The organism is Corynebacterium sp. AOP12-C2-36 (genome assembly GCF_052379185.1).
Classification (GTDB): Bacteria; Actinomycetota; Actinomycetes; order Mycobacteriales; family Mycobacteriaceae; genus Corynebacterium.
The window spans coordinates 142259-161874 of the sequence record NZ_JBQSYJ010000002.1; the positions used below are offsets into that span (position 1 = coordinate 142259).

Below are 19616 nucleotides of genomic sequence, written 5' to 3' on the forward strand. Positions count from 1 at the left end.
GTAGCTGCGGCCGGCTTCTAGTCCGGCGGATCCTCGGTGGTGGCGGGTCCGTCCGGTTCGGTTGGTTCAACAAGTTCGGTTGGTTCTGCAGGTTCAAGCGGTTCGTCGGGATAGTCCGGGTAGTCGGCGTCCGGATCGTAGGCCTCGGCCAGGGGGCCGGTGGCGTACGTGGCGTAGCGCCTGCCGTTGGGGCCTTCCCAGTCGATGGTGAACCCGTCGTCTGCGGTGGAGCAGGACCACACCCCCTCGGTCTTCAGCCGGTGGTGCGGTCGGCACAGCTTCTGTCCGTTGCTCGGATGAGTGGCGCCGTCGCTGGTGGGGTCGGTGTGCGGGGAGTTGACGATATGGTCGTTGTCGCACAGCGTGGCAGTCACGTCGCAGTTCGGGAACCTGCAGGTCCCGTCGCGGCCGTCGAGGTAGGCCTTCTGCGCGGTGGTGAACGCGTAGGCGTCCGTCTCCGGATACTTGTCGGGGTCGGTGTGCAGCACCCGTACGTAGGAGGACTCGTGCTCCAAGCGGTCTGCGGTGGCCGGGTTGATCCACCCCACCCCGGTGACGTAGCCGGCACCGGTGCCGTGGATACCGTCGAGGGTGGCGCGGTAGAGGTTCACGCGGATGGTCATGCTCGTGGGGTTGTCGCCGAGTTGTTCGAGCAGTACCTGGGCCTTGAGTTCCGAGCGAGTCGGCAACTCGGTGCGTTCGTCCTCGGGCAGCGCTTCCTGGCGGCGTCGGGCATCGGCGAGCAGGACGAGGGCCTGCTTGTCGAGTTTGTCGTCGATGGCGGCCAGGGTGACGCTGTTGCCGGAGGTGAAGACCATTTTGTTGCCCCGGCGTTTCAGCGTGGCGGTGTCCTCCTGGGCCAGGGCGGTGTCGTTGGCGAGTTCCGGTGCGGCGTCGAGGATCGCCGCGGTGACCCGGTCCTCGATCTCGCGCAAGGTGACCAGGCGGGTGGTTTCGCGGAGCCAAGGGGTGACGTGCGCGTTCACCGCCGCGTCGAGATGCCCCGTGATCTCGTCGTGGTGTGCCTTGGGCACGGTGGAAAGTTGGGCGTGGATCAGTCGGCGGATCAGTGCGAGGTGGTCGGCGGCGAGGATGCCGGTGGTGATCACCGCGCAGAACAGTTCGAGGTTTCGAGCGGCGAGTTCGCCTGCGTGAGCGAAACACATTGCGTCGCCGCGGGAGCGTCCACGAAGTGCCAGTGCGGTGGAGAGGCGCTCGGTGGCGGCGATGTCGCGCAGTTTGGCGATGAGCAGCATCTCACCGTGGTTGAGGTGGCGTTGGATGTCGTCCATGCTCATGAAGGGAGTGGTGTTGTCGGTGGTCATGGTGCCAGTGTCCCCCTGTGGTTGGCTTCCTTGACGGAAGTGTACTACAGGCCACGGACATGGTCAACAGTATGTTCGAATAATGGCCGTATTCCGTGGTGTGCGCACTCGAGAGGCGGGCTCTTGCCGGGATGTGCCGGACGATGCCTTCCCCCGGTCTCGACGGTGGGGCAGACCATGTCCGTCGCGCCTTGTAGGCTGGGTCCGTGGCTCTTTACAGGAAGTACCGGCCGGCGTCGTTTGCCGAGGTCGTGGGGCAGGAACATGTGACCGAACCGTTGTCGACGGCACTGGACAGCGGGCGGATCAACCACGCCTACCTGTTCTCCGGTCCGCGGGGCTGCGGCAAGACCTCGTCGGCGAGGATCCTCGCCCGCTCGCTGAACTGCGAGCAGGGGCCCACGTCCTCGCCCTGCGGCGAGTGTGCGTCCTGCCGTGCCCTGGCGCCCGGCGGGCCGGGGACGTTGGACGTCACCGAGCTGGACGCGGCGACGCACAACGGTGTCGAGGACATGCGCGAGCTGCGCGACCGGGCGTTCTACGCCCCGGCGGACTCTCGCTACCGGGTGTTCATCATCGACGAGGCGCACATGATCTCCTCGGCGGGTTTCAACGCGCTGCTGAAGATCGTGGAGGAGCCCCCGGAGCACCTCATCTTCATCTTCGCCACCACGGAGCCGGAGAAACTGCTGCAGACCATCCGGTCGCGGACGCACAACTACCCGTTCCGGCTGCTGACCCCGCCGGCGATGCGTGGCCTGCTGGGCCGCGTGTGTGAGGACGAAGGGGCGGTTGTCGAGGACTCGGTCTACCCGCTGGTCATCCGTGCGGGAGGGGGCTCCCCGCGTGACTCGCTGAGCATCATGGACCAGCTGCTCGCCGGTGCCGGTGAGGAGGGCGTGACCTACAACCGTGCGGTGGCCCTGCTCGGGTTCACTGACATTTCGCTCATTGACCGGGCGGTGGACGCGCTGGCAGATCAGGACCAGGCGGGGCTGTTCGGCTGCGTCAGCGACGTGATCGACGCCGGCCACGACCCGCGCCGGTTCGCGATGGACCTGCTGGACCGGTTCCGGGACCTGCTGGTCGTGCAGGCCGTGCCCGAAGCCTTCGACACCGGCCTGGTGGACGCCCCCACCGACCAGCGTGAGGTGCTGACCGCGCAGGCGAACACCCTCGGGCAGGCGACGCTGACGCGGTGCGCCTCCCTGGTGAACGAGGGCCTGGCGCAGATGCGTGGCGCCACAGCGCCCCGACTGCTGCTGGAGATCCTCTGCGCCCGTATGGCCCTGCCCGCCGCGGGTATGACGGTCGAGGCGCTCGCGCAGCGTGTCGAGGCCCTCGAGGCAGGCGGCGGCACGGGCGGAGTGGGCGCCGGTACCGGGAATGCCGCGCCAGCGGGATCCGGACGTCCCTACGTGCGCAAGTCGAAGAGGGAGGCGGAGGCTGCGCAGCAGGCGCAGCAGACGCAGTCGGCTCCGTCGACTATGCAGGAAGAATCGGTGCAGTCTGCGCCGACGCCTGCCCAGCCCGCGGGGCAACAGACGCCGGACGCAACGCCGACACCTGCTCCCGCTCCGGCTACGGCGCCGGAGACCTCTCCCGAGGACGACCGCAGGGCCGAGGCCGAGCGTGCCCGCGAGATCATGCGACGTCGCCGGCAACCGGCCGCGGAGCAGACACCAGAACCCGAACCCATCCCGGAGCCGGTTCCGGAGCCCACACCGGAACCTGAACCGGCGCCCGAGCCAGCGCGGAGCGCCCACCCCGTCGACAAGTGGGGCGAGGTCCTCGAAACGCTGAAGGACGCCAACCTCGCCGCATGGATCGCCGCGCGCGATGCCACGGCGCAGGAAGGTGCCGTCGGCGAGGACGGTGCACCGACGATCTACCTCAACCACCACACCGGAGCCTTGGCGAACTACGTCAACGCTCCCGACCATGCCGCCATCTACGCGGAAGCGGTTCAGAAAGTCACCGGCGAGTCCGTGCGTGTGACTGCGGGTGTCGGTGTCGGTGCCGGTGTGCCCCAGGAGTCGCCGGGAAAAGCTGAGGCTGCGGCTGACCCGCAGCCGGAGCCCACACCATCGCCGGAGCCGGAGCCGGAGCCGGAGCACGAGCAGGCGCCAGCGCCTGAACCTGCACCAGAGCCGGCCCCTGCGCCCGAGCCCACCCGACCGGCGGACCCCGTCGACATGGCACTGCAGCGGGCCCGACAGGCCGAGTCGGTGGCTCCGGCGCAGCCTGAGCAACCCCGCCAACCGGCTCAACCCCAGCCCCAGAGCTCCTTCCAGAACACCGCCCCGTCGCCCACCGCCAGGAACGAACGTCCCGCCGAGGAACTCTCCGGCTGGCGTGCCCGTCGCGCGAAGATCGACGCACGTCGCAACACCGGTGGTCCTGGCGGGTTCGGCGGCCCGGGAGCAGGTCCCGCCGACAACGGCGGATTCAATGGTGTCCCGCTGCCGGACGAACCGTCCGAGCCCTGGGACGACGGCCCCGGTGCGGTACCCCCGGATCCGGAGGGGCCGCAGGGTGTCGACCGGGCGGAGGCCGAGGAGGCCATGGCGCAGCTCAACGACCCGTCTTCGGCCAACATCGACCACCGCAATGCCATCGAGATCGCCGGCGAGCTGTTGGAGAAGCACCTCGGGGCGGAGCGCACGCGGTAAGGAGAATGATGAGTACAGCCCCGTCAGTCATCGCCGGGATGATGCGGATCGCCGAGAAGACCGACGCCGAGATCCGCGCGCTCTACGACACGGCCCGCGGACGCGGCGTCACGTACTTCGACCACGCCGACCTCTACGGCGTCGGCGCGCCCGGAGGCGGTTACCACCGCTGCGAGAGCAGGTTCGCCGACGCGCTGAACCTCAGCGCGTCCGAACGCGACGAGATCGTCCTGCAGTCCAAGGTCGGCATCGTCACCGACGGTCCGTACTACGACTCGTCCTATGAGCACATCATCGCCACGGTCGAGGAGTCGCTGACGGCGCTGCGCACCGACCGTCTCGACGTCCTGCTGCTGCACCGTCCCGACGCGCTCGTGGAGCCCGACGAGGTGGCCCGGGCATTCGACGAACTCGAGGCCACGGGCAAGGTGCGGGCCTTCGGGGTCTCCAACCACACGCCCCGGCAGATCGACCTGCTCAGGACCGCGGTCCGGCAGCCGCTGGTCGTCAACCAGCTGCAGTTGTCGATCACCCACGCGCCGGTCATCACCCAGGGACTCACGGCGAACATCGTCGGTGAACCCGGTGCGGTGGACGTCGACGGCGGTGGCGTCCTCGACTACTGCCGCCTCAACGGCATCACGGTGCAGGCGTGGTCGCCGTTCCAGAAGGGGACGGAACGCGGGGTGTTCCTCGGCGACCCCGGCTACGCCGAACTCAACGCCGTGCTCGGGGAGATCGGCGACGCCCACGGCGTCGCCCCCGCGGCGGTGGCGACCGCCTGGATCCTGCGCCACCCCGCACGCATGCAGGTCGTCCTCGGCTCCACCGATCCGTCCCGTTTCGCCGAGGCGTCCGACGGTGCGGACGTCGAACTGTCCCGCCGCGAGTGGTACCGGTTGCTGCGCGCCGCCGGGCACCGTCTTCCCTGAATCAGTTGCGGACGCCGTCAGCAGGTAAACTCCGACGGGGTAGAAGACCAGAACGAACGACCTGAACCTACAGCGAAGGGAACACACCGTGAGCCAGCCCGACATGAACCAGATCATGGCCCAGGCCCAGCAGATGCAGCAGCAGCTCCAGGAGGCGCAGGCCGAGATCATGGCCTCCACCGTCGAGGGCACCGCCGGCAACGGCCTGGTCAAGGTCGCCCTGCGCGGCTCCGGAGAGGTCGAGAGCCTCTCCATCGACCCGTCCGTGGTGGACCCGGAGGACGTCGAGACCCTCCAGGACCTCGTCATCGGCGCTTACCAGGACGCCGGGGAGAACCTCAAGAACCTCTCCAACGAGAAGATGGGGCCGCTGTCCCAGGGCCTCGACGGCCTCGGCTTCTAGGACGAGTCCACCGTGTTCGAAGGTCCCCTCCAGGACGTGATCGACGAGTTCTCCCGCCTCCCCGGGGTGGGGCCCAAGAGCGCCCAACGCATCGCCTTCCATCTCCTCCAGGCAGAGCCGGAGGAGCTGGACAGGCTCGGCGGCGCGCTGTCGCGCCTGCAGAACGGCGTGCGTTACTGCCGGATCTGCCACAACGTGTCCTCCGAGGAGGTCTGCCGGATCTGCGCGGACTCCACCCGCGACGCCACCATCGTGTGTGTCGTCGAGGAGTCGAAGGACATCCAGGTCATCGAGCGCACCGGTGAGTACGACGGGCGCTACCACGTCCTCGGCGGCGCCCTGGACCCGCTCAACGGCGTCGGCCCGAAGGAGCTCAACGTCACCGCGCTGGTGCAGCGTATCGGCGGTCGGGTGGACGACGTCGTAGCCGCCGACGGCACGGTGGCGGACGCCCCGGACATCTCCGAGGTCATCATCGCCACCGACCCGAACACCGAGGGCGAGGCCACGGCCGCCTACCTCGGGCGACTGCTCAAGGAGTTCCCCGGGCTGACCGTGTCCCGCCTGGCCTCGGGAATCCCGATGGGCGGCGACCTCGAGTTCGTCGACGAGCTGACGCTGTCGCGGGCCTTCGAGGGCCGCACCGCGATCCGGTAACGGGCGCGCGAGCCACATAAGCGGCATTTACCTCACCGGGGTGTCCTTGCCCACGAAAGCGCTGACAGGGGGTCGGCGTCGGCGTAGCGTGAGGGCCATGACCACACGAAACAAGAACCTCGCGAATGCCAGGGCAGCAGTCTGGGCCACCGTCTTCGGCGGAGCCGGGGTGCTGCACTTCGCGCAGCGACGCTTCTTCGACTCCATCGTCCCGGAGGAACTCCCCGGGGAGCAGAAGTACTGGACGTGGGGGAGCGGGGTCATCGAGCTCGCCCTCGCCGCGGCGATCGCCAACCCGTCCACCCGGGCGGCCTCGGCGAAGCCGGCGTCGCTGTTCCTGCTCGGTGTGTGGCCCGGCAACATCAAGATGGCGATCGACTGGCAGGCCTCGGACTCCAAGAGCACACTGTTCAAGGCCGGCGCATGGGCTCGCGTCGCAGGTCAGGTGCCCATGATCGTGTCCACGAGCAGGCTCGGGGAGTAGGACAGAACATCCCCTACGGGGAAGTTTTGTCGGGGGGATGACAATCTTGTAATCACTATGTCGGTAAAGGTGTCCGCATAGAGTGACGCAAGGCACATGTCGACGGGGTGGGGTCCCGTCAGGGATCGTGCGGGGGTGGGCGGACGGCGGGGTCGTCCGGGCCGGCAAAAACACTTGTTGACCTAAGGAAAGCCCGTCCGGTGGAGCCGGTTTCCGGCGGGGTGTGGGGGTAGAGCACATATATGTGCAGAACAGAACGGGTCGGAGCTGTCCGTAGCGGTTCCTAGAGTTCATCCCTATTCACGCGCACCGTGCCCGAACGATCTCGGGCGCGCGTCGCGTTGAGCCCTTCATGAACCGACTCTCCGAAAGGAGCCCGATGCCGACCACCATCCTCGTGGCCAATCGTGGCGAGATCGCCGCACGTGTCGTCCGTACTGCCCGTGACCTGGGACTTCGTTCCGTTGCCGTGTACTCCGACCAGGACATCGACTCACCTGCCGTCGCCCTGGCAGATGACGCGTACTCGCTGGAGGGCACCACCCTCCAGGAGACCTACCTCGACATCGCCAAGATCATCGACGTCGCACAGCGTGCCGGGGCGGACGCCGTCCACCCCGGCTACGGTTTCCTCTCCGAGGTGCCTGACGCCGCCCAGGCCGTCGCGGACGCCGGTCTGACCTGGCTCGGCCCGGCCGCGGACACGATCCGCCAGCTCGGCGACAAGATCAGCGCCCGGCGCACCGCCCTGGCCGCCGGCGTCTCGCCGGTGCCCGGCACCACCGACCCGGTGCAGTCCATGGAGGAGGTCGACGACTTCGTCGCCGCCCACGGATACCCGATCGTCCTCAAGCGCTCTGACGGAGGCGGCGGACGCGGCATCGAGGTCATCCGCACCGACGAGGACCTGAAGACCTTCGCCGCAGGCCACGCGATGGCCGGCGGTGACCTGGACAAGTTCTTCATGGAGCGTTTCATCGTCTCCGGCCGTCACATCGAGACCCAGTGCATGCGTGACTCCCACGGCAACTTCGCCGTGGTCACCACGCGCGACTGCTCGGTGCAGCGCCGCCACCAGAAGGTCATCGAGGAGGCCCCGGCACCGTTCCTGCCCGAGGGTGCCGACGAGACCCTGCAGACGTGGTCCAAGGCCCTGTTCGACCACACCGACTACGTGGGTCTGGGGACCTGCGAGTTCATGCTCACCGAGGAGGGTGAACTCTTCTTCCTGGAGGTCAACCCGCGCCTGCAGGTCGAGCACACCGTCTCCGAGGAGGTCACCGGGCTCGACCTCGTGGAGGCGCAGTTCACCATCGCCGACGGCGGCAGCATCCCCGAGGTTCCCGAGATCCGTGGCCACTCCATCGAGCTGCGCCTGACCTCGGAGGACCCCGCCAAGGACCTCACCCCGACCGCGGGCAAGATCAAGGAACTCGAGTGGCCGGCCGGCCACGGGGTCCGCATCGAGACCGGTGTGCGTCTCGGCGACAAGGTCTCCCCGGAGTTCGACTCGATGATCGCCAAGCTGATCGTCACCGGCCCGGACCGTCCCCGCGCGATCGCCCGGGCACGCCGCGCGCTCGGCGAGCTGTCCATCAAGGGCATCGCCACCTCCACCCCGGTGCTGGACCTGATCATGGCCCACCCGGACTTCGACGCCACCAACGACCACGGTGACCTGCGGGTGCGTACCCGCTGGCTGGAGACGACCTTCCTGCCGGCCGTGGACATGGAGAACCTCGGTTCCGAGTCCGACGGGGAGGACGACGAGAGCAGCATCGCCGCGGCACTGCGGACCTTCACCGCGCAGATCGACGGCCGTCGCCACCGCATCACCCTGCCCGACGGGCTGGCGAACCTCGGTTCGATGATGCAGAGCGGGCTGGGCAACCTGGGCGAGATGGGCCAGGAGATCGGCTCGCGTGTCCGACGCAGCCAGCCGCGTCGCGGTTCCCGGCGTCGTGGCGGCGAGGCCGCCGCCGGTGCCGCCCCGGTCGGCGAGTCGCTGACCGCCGAGGGCGCGCTGAAGTCGCCGATGCAGGCCATCGTCGTGCGCATGGGCACCGAGCCCGGTGCGTCCGTCGGGGAGGGTGACGTGGTCATCGTCCTGGAGGCGATGAAGATGGAGAAGTACATCCACGCCCCGGCCGGGGGAACCGTCGCGTCCATCGACGTCGCGGTCGGCCAGAACGTCAACGCCGGCGACACGCTGCTGCACATCAACGCCGAGAGCACCGAGGAGGCCGCAGAATGACCGCCGCCGAGAAGACCGACAAGACCGACAAGATCGAGAAGATCGCAGCGAAGGCCTCCGTCGACTACGACGCACTCGCCGCCGCCGCGGACGAGAAGGCCCAGAAGTTCCAGCACGGCAAGGGCAAGTACACCGCGCGTGAGCGCATCGCGATGCTCTGCGACGAGGGCTCGTTCGTGGAGTACGGCCGTTTCTTCGGCGGCGACCCCGCCGAGGGCTTCCTCGGTTCCGCCGTGGCCACCGGCTTCGGCACCATCGACGGACGCACCGTTGCCATCTACGCCCAGGACTTCTCCATCCGCGGCGGCACTCTCGGCAAGGTCGAGGGCCAGAAGATCACGGACATCATCGACCGGGCGATCGCCGAGCGGGTTCCCTGCTTCGGCCTGCTGGACTCCGGCGGAGCCCGGATCCAGGAGGGCGTCGCCGCCCTGTCGTGGTACGGCCGTATCTTCCGCAAGTCCTGCGAGGCCTCCGGGTTCATCCCGCAGATCTCACTGATCCTCGGCCCGTGTGCCGGCGGTGCGGTGTACTCCCCGGCGCTCACGGACTTCGTGATCATGCCGCGCGAGAACTCGCACATGTTCGTCACCGGCCCGGACGTGGTCAAGGCCGTCACCGGTGAGCAGATCAGCCTGGACGACCTGGGCGGCGCGGAGATGCACAACAGCGTCTCCGGTGTGGCCCACTACCTCGCCGAGGACGAGGAGGACGCGATCGACTACGCCCGCGCCCTGCTCAACTACCTGCCGCAGAACTGCAACGACGAGACCCCGTCCTACGACTACGTCCCCACCAAGGAGGACATCGAGGCCTCCCGCGGTGTCGGCGACATCGTCCCGGCGGACAACCGCATGCCCTACGACGTCGTCGAGGTCATCGAATCCCTCGTCGACCACGGTGAGTTCGTGGAGGTCCAGGAGCACTGGGCCCGCTCGATCGTCATCGGCTTCGCCTGCATCGAGGGCAAGCCGGTCGGCATCGTCGCCGACCAGCCCATGCACAACGCCGGCACGCTGGACGTCGAGGCGTCGGAGAAGACCGCCCGTTTCGTGCGCTGCTGCGACGCCTTCGGCCTGCCGGTCGTCACCCTGGTCGACGTGCCCGGCTACCTGCCCGGCGCCGAGCAGGAGCGCGCCGGCATCATCCGCCGTGGCGCGAAGGTGATCTACGCCTACGGCAACTGCACCGTGCCGGTGGTCACCATGATCACCCGCAAGTCCTACGGCGGCGCCTACATCGTGATGGGTTCCAAGGGCATCGGCGCGGACTTCGCCTTCGCCTGGCCGGACGCCGAGATCGCCGTGATGGGTGCCGAGGGTGCCGTGCAGATCCTGCGTCGCCGCGACATCGCCGCGGTCCCCGACGAAGAGAAGGCCGACTACACCAAGCAGCTGGCCGACGAGTACCAGGCGGAGAACATCAACCCGAACTTCTCCGTCGAGACCGGTGAGATCGACCGCATCGTCGTCCCCGCGGACACCCGCGACACCCTGGCCTCCGCGCTGCGTTCCCTGCGCACCAAGGACCGCGACCGCCGCCACTTCAAGTTCCACTCCAACGGGCCCTTGTGACCCCTGCAGAGAACCGTCGGACAACTAAGGACATCATGACTGACTCTTCCTCCAGCTTCCTCTCCCGCCTGAACGGCGGCGACGAGAAGACCACCCTGCTCTTCGGCGGTCAGGCCACCCCCTGGCGTCCCGCCTGCGCGCAGCTCGCCGAGGACCCCACTCTCGCCGGCGAGATCCGTGCGCTGATCACCGCGTCGGACGACCTGCTCGCCCCGGTCGCCGCCGAGCTCACCGCCGCCACGGCCGGCGCCCTGACGCTGGAGCGTCTCGCCGGTGACGCGACGACCTCCGCCGGCCCCGTCTCCGCGGCGCTGTCGGTGCCCGGCATCACCGCCGTGCAGTACGCGCAGCTCTCCGCGCTCAAGGGCGCCGGCTTCGACGCCGTCGCCGCCGTCGCCGACGGCCGCGCCACCGCTCTGGGCCACTCCCAGGGCGTGCTGGGCGCCGCCTTCGTCGCCGGGGACGGCCCGTCGGACGCCGAGGTCTTCGCCGTCGCCAGGCTGATCGGTGCCGCCGCGGCGCGCACCACCCGCTCCGCCGGCTTCGCCGTCGGCGAGCACACCCCGATGCTGTCCGTGCGTGGCCTGGAGAGCTCCCACCTCGACGCCGTCATCGCCGACGCCGGCGTGGACGTCGAGGTCGCCATCCACAACGGCCGTCGCCGCTTCATCCTCTCCGGTACCCCGGAGGACCTGGGTGTCGTGGAGCAGACCGTGCTGCAGCTCGGCGAGAAGGACGCCGCCGAGCTCACCGCGAAGACCCGCGGCGGTGCGCCGCTGGCCCCGCAGACCGAGTACCTCGAGGTCACCGTGCCGTTCCACCACAGCTCCATGGAGCCCGCGGTGGAGCAGGTCGTCGCCTGGGCAGGACGCTGCGGCCTCGCCGCGGACACTGCAGGTTCTGTCGAGCGCTTCGCCCGCGCCGTGCTGACCGACCACGTCGACTGGGTCGACCAGGTCGCCGCCGCCCGTGATGGTGGCTCCGCATGGTTCCTGGACGTCGGCCCCGGCGTCGTCGCCTCGAAGATCTCCGCCGAGGTCATCGAGGGCTCCGGCGCCGGCATCGTCGCCGCCGGCAGCCTCGACGACGTCGACGCGCTCGCCGCACCGGGCCCGGACCCGGAGCGCACCGTCGACTGGTCGTCCTACGCCCCGCGCCTGCTCGACCTGCCCACCGGGCAGGTCGTGGAGACCGCGTTCTCCCGCCTGACCGGCCGTTCCCCGGTGCTGCTCGCCGGCATGACGCCGACCACCGTGGACCCCGAGATCGTCGCCGCCGCCGCCAACGCCGGCTACTGGGCCGAGATGGCCGGTGGTGGACAGGTCACCGCAGAGGTCTTCGACGCCAACCTCACCAAGCTCAAGGGACTGCTCGAGCCGGGCCGTGCCGTGCAGTTCAACGCCATGTTCATGGACCGCTACCTGTGGAACCTCCACTTCGGCGGCCAGCGCGTGGTCTCCAAGGCCCGCGAGTCCGGCGCACCGCTGGACGGCGTGGTCATCTCCGCCGGCATCCCCGAGCCCGACGAGGCCCCGGAGGTCATCGGCGCGCTGCGTCAGTCCGGCTTCTCGCACATCGCGCTGAAGCCCGGCACTGTCAACCAGATCCGCGCGGGCCTGGGCATCGCCCGCCAGATCGAGGACACCGGCACCAGCATCATCCTGCAGGTCGAGGACGGTCACGCCGGTGGACACCACTCCTGGGAGAACCTCGACGACCTGCTCACCGCCACCTACGCGGAGATCCGCCGCCAGAAGAACGTGGTGCTCTGCGTCGGCGGCGGCATCGGCACGCCCGAGCGCTCCGCCGACTACCTCTCCGGTGACTGGTCGGTGGCCCTCGGCCTGCCGTCCATGCCGGTCGACGGCGTGCTCGTCGGCACCGCGGCGATGACCGCCAAGGAGGCCAAGACCACCGACGAGATCAAGCAGCTGCTCGTCGACACCCCCGGTGTCGCCGATGCGTCCGGCGCGGCCTTCACCGCCCCCAACGGCGGCTGGATCGCCCCCGGCAACTCCGCCGGTGGCGCGACCTCGGGCCTGTCGCACCTGCGTGCCGACATCCACGAGATCGACAACTCCGCCGCCAAGTGCATGCGCCTGATCCAGGAGGTCGGTGGATCGCTCGAGGCCGTCAACGCCCGCCGCGACGAGATCATCGAGGCGATGGACAAGACCGCCAAGCCCTACTTCGGTGAGCTGGAGAAGATGACCTACGCACAGGTCGTCCGCCGCTTCGCCGAGCTGAGCTTCCCGTGGGTCGACCCGTCCTGGCTGCAGCGCTTCCAGGAACTCCTGCAGCGCGTCGAGGCCCGCCTGACCAGTGCCGAGCACGGCCCGGTGGAGACCCTGTTCCCCACGGTGGAGTCCGCCGAGGACCCCACCGCCGCGGTGGAGACCCTCGTGGCCGCCTACCCGTCCGCCGAGGTCGACACCCTGACCCCGCTGGACACCGCCTGGTTCATCGCCCTGTGCCGCAAGTACCCCAAGCCCATGGGCTTCGTGCCGGCCATCGACGAGGACCTCCTCGCCTGGTGGGGCAAGGACTGCCTCTGGCAGGCGCAGGACGACCGCTACTCCGCCGACCAGGTGCGCATCATCCCCGGACCGGTCTCGGTCTCCGGCATCACCACCGTCGACGAGCCCGTCGCCGACCTCCTCGGACGTTTCGAGGAGGCCTGCCGCGCCCGCATCGCCGACACCGAGCCGGTCACCGCGTGGTCGCGCACCGAGGACGCCGTGGACGTGGAGTCCCTGCTCAAGGCCGTGCCCTACATCTCCTGGACCGGCCACCTGATGGACAACCCGGCCCACGTCATCGACGAGGACCGCTACGACCTGGTGGTCACCAACGACGGCTCCGACGGCAACCCCGTCACCGTCACCATCGACCTGCACCTGGACACCTTCTGGGACGACACCGCCGCCGGTTCCGGCGACGCGCAGGTCCACGCCGTGCGCAGCCTGCCCGTCCCGCTGATCCTGGACACCACCAGCATCACCGGCGGCATGCCCGTCGTCGACGAGGAGCGCCTGCCCGACACCATGTACGGGCTGCTCGCCGGCACCGCCGGTGTGGGCAACACCGCCGTCACCGGCGACGAGATCACCGCGATGCCGACCAAGGTCGCCGGTTCCACCACCGACGAGACCCCCTTCGGCACGTTCAGCTACGACTTCACCCTCACCGGCTCCCTGGGCTCCGAGCACGCCGGTGTGACCGGCGACGACCTCGGCGACCTCTCCGCGGTCGGTGGCGGCGCCACCCGCGCCTCCATCGTGCCCGACGCCCTGCTCGGCACCTGCTGGCCGGCGATCTACGCGGCCCTGGGTTCGGCCACGGTCAACGAGTACCCCGTCATCGAGGGTCTGCTCAACGCCGTGCACCTGGACCACACCGTGGCCCTGGAGGTCTCCGCCGAGGAGCTCGCCGCACGCGCCCCGCTGACCGTCACCGTGTCCAGCTGGGCCGCCGGCATCGAGGAGTCGTCCTCCGGACGCGTCGTCACCGTGCACCACCACATGCACGACGCCGAGGGCGTCCTGCTGGGACGCCAGACCGAGCGCTTCGCCATCCGTGGCCGCGCCTTCGGCACCACCCCGCCGGCCGAGCCGGCCGCCGCCGGCGGCACCGGCGCGGAGGTCACCGACACCCCGCGTTCCACTCTGCTGCGCACCCGCGTCAACGCCCCGGCGGAGATGACCCCCTTCGCCTGGGTCTCCGGCGACTTCAACCCGATCCACACCAGCCACGTCGCCGCCCGCGTCGCCGGGCTGCAGGCACCGCTGGTGCACGGCATGTGGCTCTCGGCCACCGCCCAGCACGCCGCGTCCGCCGCCGGATCCGGCCACCGCATCCTCGGCTGGACGTACCGCATGTTCGGCCTCGTCCAGCTCGGTGACCCGGTGGACATCCAGGTCGAGCGCACCGGACGCGTCGCCGGCGGCGGACTGCTGCTGGAGGTGACCTGCCGGATCAACGACGAGCTCGTGTCCCAGGGCACCGCCGTCACCGCCGCCCCGTCCACCGCGTACGTCTACCCCGGCCAGGGCATCCAGTCCAAGGGCATGGGCCTGGACGAGCGCGCCGCCTCGAAGGCGACCGCCGCTGTCTGGGAGCGCGCCGACGCGCACACCCGCGCCACCCTGGACTTCTCCATCCTCACCGTGGTCCGCGACAACCCCACGTCGCTGACCGCCAACGGTGTGACCTACCAGCACCCGGACGGCGTGCTGTACCTGACGCAGTTCACCCAGGTCGCCCTGGCCACCCTGGCGCTGGCGCAGACCGCGCGCCTGCGTGAGGCCGACGCCCTGGTCGCCGACGCCTACTACGCCGGACACTCGCTCGGCGAGTACACCGCCCTGTCGGCCTACGCCGGCACCATCGAGCTGGAGACCGTGCTGGAGGTCGTGTTCCACCGCGGCTCCACCATGCACCACCTCATCCCGCGTGACGAGAACGGCCGCTCGGACTACCGGATGGGTGCCCTGCGCCCCAACCAGTTCGGCGTCGACGACGACCACGTCGTGGAGTACGTGGAGTCCGTGGCGGAGAAGTCCGGCGAGTTCCTGGAGATCGTGAACTTCAACCTCGCCGGCGAGCAGTACTCCGTCGCCGGCACCGTCGCCGGCCTGGACGCCCTGCAGAAGGACGCCGCCGAGCGCACCGCCGCCGCCGGCGGCAAGGGCTCGTTCATGATGGTCCCGGGCATCGACGTGCCCTTCCACTCGCGCGTGCTGCACCCCGGTGTGCCCGACTTCCGCGAGAAGCTCGACGACCTGCTGCCCGCGACCATCGACCACGAGGTCCTGGTGGGACGCTACATCCCGAACCTCGTGGCCCGCCCGTTCGAGCTGACCCGTGAGTTCGTGCAGTCCATCCTGGACGTGGTGCCCGCCGAGCCGGCCCAGGCCGTGCTCGACGACTGGGACGCCCGTACCAAGGACGAGGCAGGACGCGCCGAGGTGGCGCGCACCCTGTTCATCGAGCTGCTGTGCTGGCAGTTCGCCTCCCCGGTGCGCTGGATCGAGACCCAGGACCTGCTCCTGGCCACCGACCGCCTGGACATCGACGAGCTCGTCGAGGTCGGCCTCGGCGCCGCCCCGACGCTGGCGAACCTGGCGACCAAGACGCTGCGCCTGCCCCGCTTCACCGGCGCCGACGTCGCCGTGCGCAACGTGCAGCGCGACGAGAAGGCCGTCTACCACGAGGACGTCCAGACCATCGAGGCCCCGGCAGCGCCGGCGGACCCGGCTCCCGCAGAGCAGGACGCCGTGGCCACCGGCGACGTCGTCGCCGAGGCGCGTCCCGACGCGTCCGCACCGTCCCCCGCCGTCGACGAGGGCTACGCCACCCCGGAGCCCCCGGCACCGGCCGGCTCCGTCGAGCGTCCCGCGGACCTGCCCTACAAGGCGTCCGACGCGATCAAGACGCTGCTGGCCTACGCCAACAAGCTGCGTCCGGAGCAGATCGGTGGTGCCGACACCACCGGCACGCTGACCAACGGTGTGTCCTCGCGGCTCAACCAGCTGCTCATGGACATCTCCGCGGAGCTGGGACTGTCCAGCGTCGAGGGTGCAGCCGAGGCCGACGTGACCACGCTGTCCGCCACCGTGGATGCCGCGGCGCACAACTACTCCGCGTTCGGCCCGGTGCTCAGCGAGGCCGTCAAGGACCGGCTGCGCAAGCTCTTCGGCGCCGCCGGGGCGAAGGCCACCGCCATCGCCGACCGCGTCACAGGCACCTGGGAGCTCGGCCCCGGCTGGGTCGACCACGCCACCGCGCAGATCCTGCTCGGTTCGCGTGACGGCGCCTCCGCCCGCGGCGGCGACCTGTCGACCCTGCCGAGCTCGGCGACGTCGATGGCCGACGTCAACGCCATCGTCGACGAGGCAGTCACCCAGGTCGGTGCCGCCCACGGCATCCCCGTGGCCAAGCCCAGCGCCGGCGGTTCCGGCGGCGGCACGGTGGACTCCGCCGCGCTCGACGCCTTCGCCCAGGAGGTCACCGGCGACGAGGGTGTGCTGGCCAACCTGGCCCGCCACATCCTGCACGACCTCGACCTCGACGTCCCCGCGTCCTCGTCCTTCGGCGACCCCGAGGCCGACGAGACCGCCGCGGTGCTGCAGGCCGTCAGCGAGGAGCTCGGCGCCACCTGGCCCAAGCAGGTCGCGCCCGTCTTCGACGAGCGTCGCGCCATCCTCGTCGACGACCGGTGGGCCACCGCCCGTGAGGACATCTCCCGTCTGGCCGAGGGCGGCGAGATCGCCGACACCGCCACCTTCCGTGGCACCGGCGAGACCGTGGCCAAGCACGCCGACTGGTGGGCCGACCACGTCTCCGATGCACAGCTGGCGTCCCGCTTCACCGGCATCGCCGCCGAGGCCCGCGACGAGGAGACCACCGGTGACTTCGCCGGACAGGTCGCCGTCGTCACCGGCGTGACCCCGGCGTCCATCACCGGTGGCGTGGTCGGCGACCTGCTGTCGCAGGGTGCCACCGTGGTGATCACCGCCTCGCGCATCAGCCCGGCCCGCCTGGAGTTCATCAAGAAGCTCTACCGCGAGCACGCCTGCGCCGGTGCGAAGATCTGGCTGGTCCCGGCGAACCTGTCGAGCTACCGCGACATCGACGCCCTGGTCGACTGGATCGGCAACGAGCAGACCGAGACCGTGGGATCCGAGAAGAAGCTGGTCAAGCCGGCACTCGTCCCCGACCTCTTCCTGCCCTTCGCCGCACCCACGGTGTCCGGCACGGTCGAGGATGCCGGCGGAAACGCCGAAACCCAGGCCCGCCTGCTGCTGTGGAGCGTGGAGCGGTCCTTCACCGCCCTGTCGCGCATCGGCCACGAGGCGAACCTGGCCCACCGCCTGCACGTCGTCCTGCCGGGTTCTCCGAACCGCGGAACCTTCGGCGGCGACGGCGCCTACGGCGAGACCAAGGCCGCCTTCGACGCGATCTGCAACAAGTGGTCCAACGAGCCGTGGGCGGAGCGCGTCACCATCGCGCACCCGCGCATCGGCTGGGTCGCCGGCACCGGTTTGATGGGCGGCAACGACCCGCTCGTCGACGCCGCCGTCGAGGCCGGGGTCCGCGTGTGGACGCCGTCCGACATCGCCGGTGAGCTCGTCCGCCTGTGCTCCTCGGAGATCCGCGCCGCCGCGTCCATCGGGCCGGTCGACGCCGACCTGACCGGTGGGCTCGACAAGATCAACCTCACCGAGCTGCGCGAGCAGGCCATCGCCGACGGTGCCTTCGACACCGTCGCCGCCGGTGCCGACGCCGAGGCCACCCAGGCCCCGGTCACGGTCAATGCGCTGCCGTCGCCGGTGCGCGCCGCCCAGCCCGTCGCCGTCGACGGTGACGAGGCCTGGGGCGAGGTCAGCGCCGACCTGGACGACATGGTCGTCGTCGTGGGTCTCGGCGAGGTCAGCGCCTGGGGCTCCGGACGTACCCGCTTCGAGGCGGAGTACGGCGTGCAGGCGGACGGGTCCGTGGACCTCACCGCCGCCGGTGTGCTCGAGCTCGCCTGGATGACCGGCCTTCTGACCTGGAAGGACACCCCGGTCGCCGGCTGGTACGACGCCAAGGGCGAGATCGTGCCCGAGGAGGAGATCTTCCCGCGCTACCGCGACGAGGTCGCCGCCCGCGCCGGTGTGCGCACCTTCGTCGACGACGTCGCGCTCGAGGACGTGCATACCCCGCAGGCCGCGGAGATCTTCCTCGACCGCGAGGTCACCTTCTCGGTGGACTCCGCCGAGGCCGCACAGTCCTTCGTCGAGGCCGACCCGGATTTCACCCGGGCGACCGTGGACGAGGGGACCGGCGAGTGGTCGATCACCCGACTGCCCGGTGCCCGTGCGCGGGTGCCGCGCCGTGCCACCCTGGCACGCAAGGTCGGCGGCCAGTTCCCCACGGACTTCGACCCCACCCGCTGGGGCGTGCCGGCCTCGATGGTCGAGGCCATCGACCGGATCGCCGTGTGGAACCTCGTCGCCACCGTGGACGCCTACCTCTCCGCCGGCTTCACCCCGGCAGAGATCCTGCAGGCCGTGCACCCCTCGGACGTGGCGATGACCCAGGGCACCGGCTTCGGCGGCATGACGTCGATGCGCAAGCTCTTCGTCGACCGCTTCCTGGAGGAGGACATCCCGTCCGACATCCTGCAGGAGACGCTGCCCAACGTCGTGGCCGCGCACACCATGCAGGCCTACGTCGGCGGCTACGGTGCGATGATCCACCCGGTCGGCGCCTGCGCCACCGCCGCGGTCTCCGTGGAGGAGGGTGTCGACAAGATCAAGCTCGGCAAGGCCGACTTCGTGGTCGCCGGTGCCACCGACGACATGTCGGTGGAGTCCATCAGCGGGTTCGCCTCGATGAACGCCACCGCCAACTCGGACGCCATGGCCGCCAAGGGCCTCAACGAGCGCTTCTACTCCCGGGCCAACGACCGCCGTCGCGGCGGCTTCGTGGAGGCCCAGGGTGGCGGAACGATCCTGCTGACCCGCGGTTCCGTCGCGGCGAAGCTGGGTCTGCCGGTGCAGTCCGTGGTCGGCTACGCGGCGTCCTTCGCCGACGGCGCGCACACCTCCATCCCCGCCCCGGGCATGGGTGCGCTGGCGGCCGGACGCGGCGGGCAGGGCTCGAAGCTGTCGAAGGAGCTCGCCAAGCTCGGTGTCTCCGCCGACGACATCTCGGTGGTCTCCAAGCACGACACGTCCACCAACGCCAACGACCCGAACGAGTCGCGCCTGCACACCCGCCTGGCGGCGGCGATGGGCCGTACCGAGGGCAACCCGATGTACGTCGTCTCCCAGAAGACGCTCACCGGGCACGCCAAGGGTGGTGCCGCGGTCTTCCAGACCGCCGGCCTGGGCGACATGTTCCGCACCGCGCGCATCCCGGCGAACCGCTCGCTGGACTGCGTGGACCCGGAGATGGCCTCCGCGCCGAACCTGGTCTGGCTGCGTGAACCGCTGCACCTCAACCGCACGGTCCGTGCGGGTCTGCTGACCTCGCTGGGCTTCGGTCACGTGTCCGCGCTGATGGCGCTGGTGCACCCGGAGGCCTTCCGGATCGCCGTGGCCAACCAGCTCGGGGAGGACGCCGCGACGGCGTGGGTGGAGACCGCCTCCGCCCGCCTGCGCGCCGGCGTGCGACGCCGCGAGGCCGGCATGCTCGGCCACCGCGCCCTGTTCGAGGAGATCGGGCACCGTCGCTTCGCCGAGGACGTCGACATCGACGCCGCCGAGCCGGCGATGCTGCTCGACCCGCAGGCCCGTGCCGGTGAGGACGGTCTGCTGCGGTGACCGG

At 70.1% G+C, this 19616-nt stretch carries 9 protein-coding genes; 8 read left to right on the plus strand and 1 reads right to left on the minus strand.

Annotated features, from left to right (window positions below; genetic code table 11):
- Positions 1-17: 17 nt before the first annotated feature.
- Entirely contained in the window at positions 18-1325 is a 1308-nt protein-coding gene (locus ACT3UN_RS02100) for an HNH endonuclease signature motif containing protein (protein ID WP_444656070.1), read from the minus strand.
- A gap of 206 nt (positions 1326-1531) precedes the next feature.
- Here ACT3UN_RS02100 and ACT3UN_RS02105 point away from each other — a divergent pair, with 206 nt between their 5' ends.
- The 8 genes from ACT3UN_RS02105 (at position 1532) to ACT3UN_RS02140 (ending at position 19612) form a co-directional block, all read left to right on the plus strand.
- On the plus strand, positions 1532-3997 hold the full coding sequence (locus ACT3UN_RS02105; protein ID WP_444656072.1) for a DNA polymerase III subunit gamma and tau: 2466 nt from the start codon (positions 1532-1534) through the stop codon (positions 3995-3997).
- A gap of 8 nt (positions 3998-4005) precedes the next feature.
- Positions 4006-4929 carry an aldo/keto reductase gene (locus ACT3UN_RS02110; protein ID WP_444656074.1) on the plus strand — a complete coding sequence of 308 codons (924 nt, stop codon included), beginning with the start codon at positions 4006-4008 and terminating at the stop codon, positions 4927-4929.
- 88 nt (positions 4930-5017) lie between these two features.
- Positions 5018-5332 carry a YbaB/EbfC family nucleoid-associated protein gene (locus ACT3UN_RS02115; protein ID WP_301441777.1) on the plus strand — a complete coding sequence of 105 codons (315 nt, stop codon included), beginning with the start codon at positions 5018-5020 and terminating at the stop codon, positions 5330-5332.
- Positions 5333-5344: 12 nt separating this feature from the next.
- Positions 5345-5989 (plus strand): recombination mediator RecR, encoded by a 645-nt coding sequence (gene recR / locus ACT3UN_RS02120; protein WP_301441778.1) that lies wholly within the window; start codon positions 5345-5347, stop codon positions 5987-5989.
- Between the two features lie 97 nt (positions 5990-6086).
- Positions 6087-6473 carry a DoxX family protein gene (locus ACT3UN_RS02125; protein WP_301441779.1) on the plus strand — a complete coding sequence of 129 codons (387 nt, stop codon included), beginning with the start codon at positions 6087-6089 and terminating at the stop codon, positions 6471-6473.
- A 379-nt stretch (positions 6474-6852) separates the two neighbouring features.
- Positions 6853-8727, plus strand: coding sequence for an acetyl/propionyl/methylcrotonyl-CoA carboxylase subunit alpha (locus ACT3UN_RS02130; protein ID WP_444656076.1), 1875 nt, complete (start codon positions 6853-6855; stop codon positions 8725-8727).
- A complete protein-coding gene (locus ACT3UN_RS02135; RefSeq protein WP_444656078.1) occupies positions 8724-10301 on the plus strand; it encodes an acyl-CoA carboxylase subunit beta in 1578 nt (525 codons plus the stop codon). The genes ACT3UN_RS02130 and ACT3UN_RS02135 overlap by 4 nt, the downstream gene beginning before the upstream one ends.
- Positions 10302-10336: 35 nt before the next feature.
- Positions 10337-19612: a fatty acid synthase subunit beta domain-containing protein gene (locus tag ACT3UN_RS02140; RefSeq protein WP_444656080.1), complete on the plus strand. Its 9276-nt coding sequence runs from the start codon at positions 10337-10339 to the stop codon at positions 19610-19612.
- Positions 19613-19616: the final 4 nt, after the last annotated feature.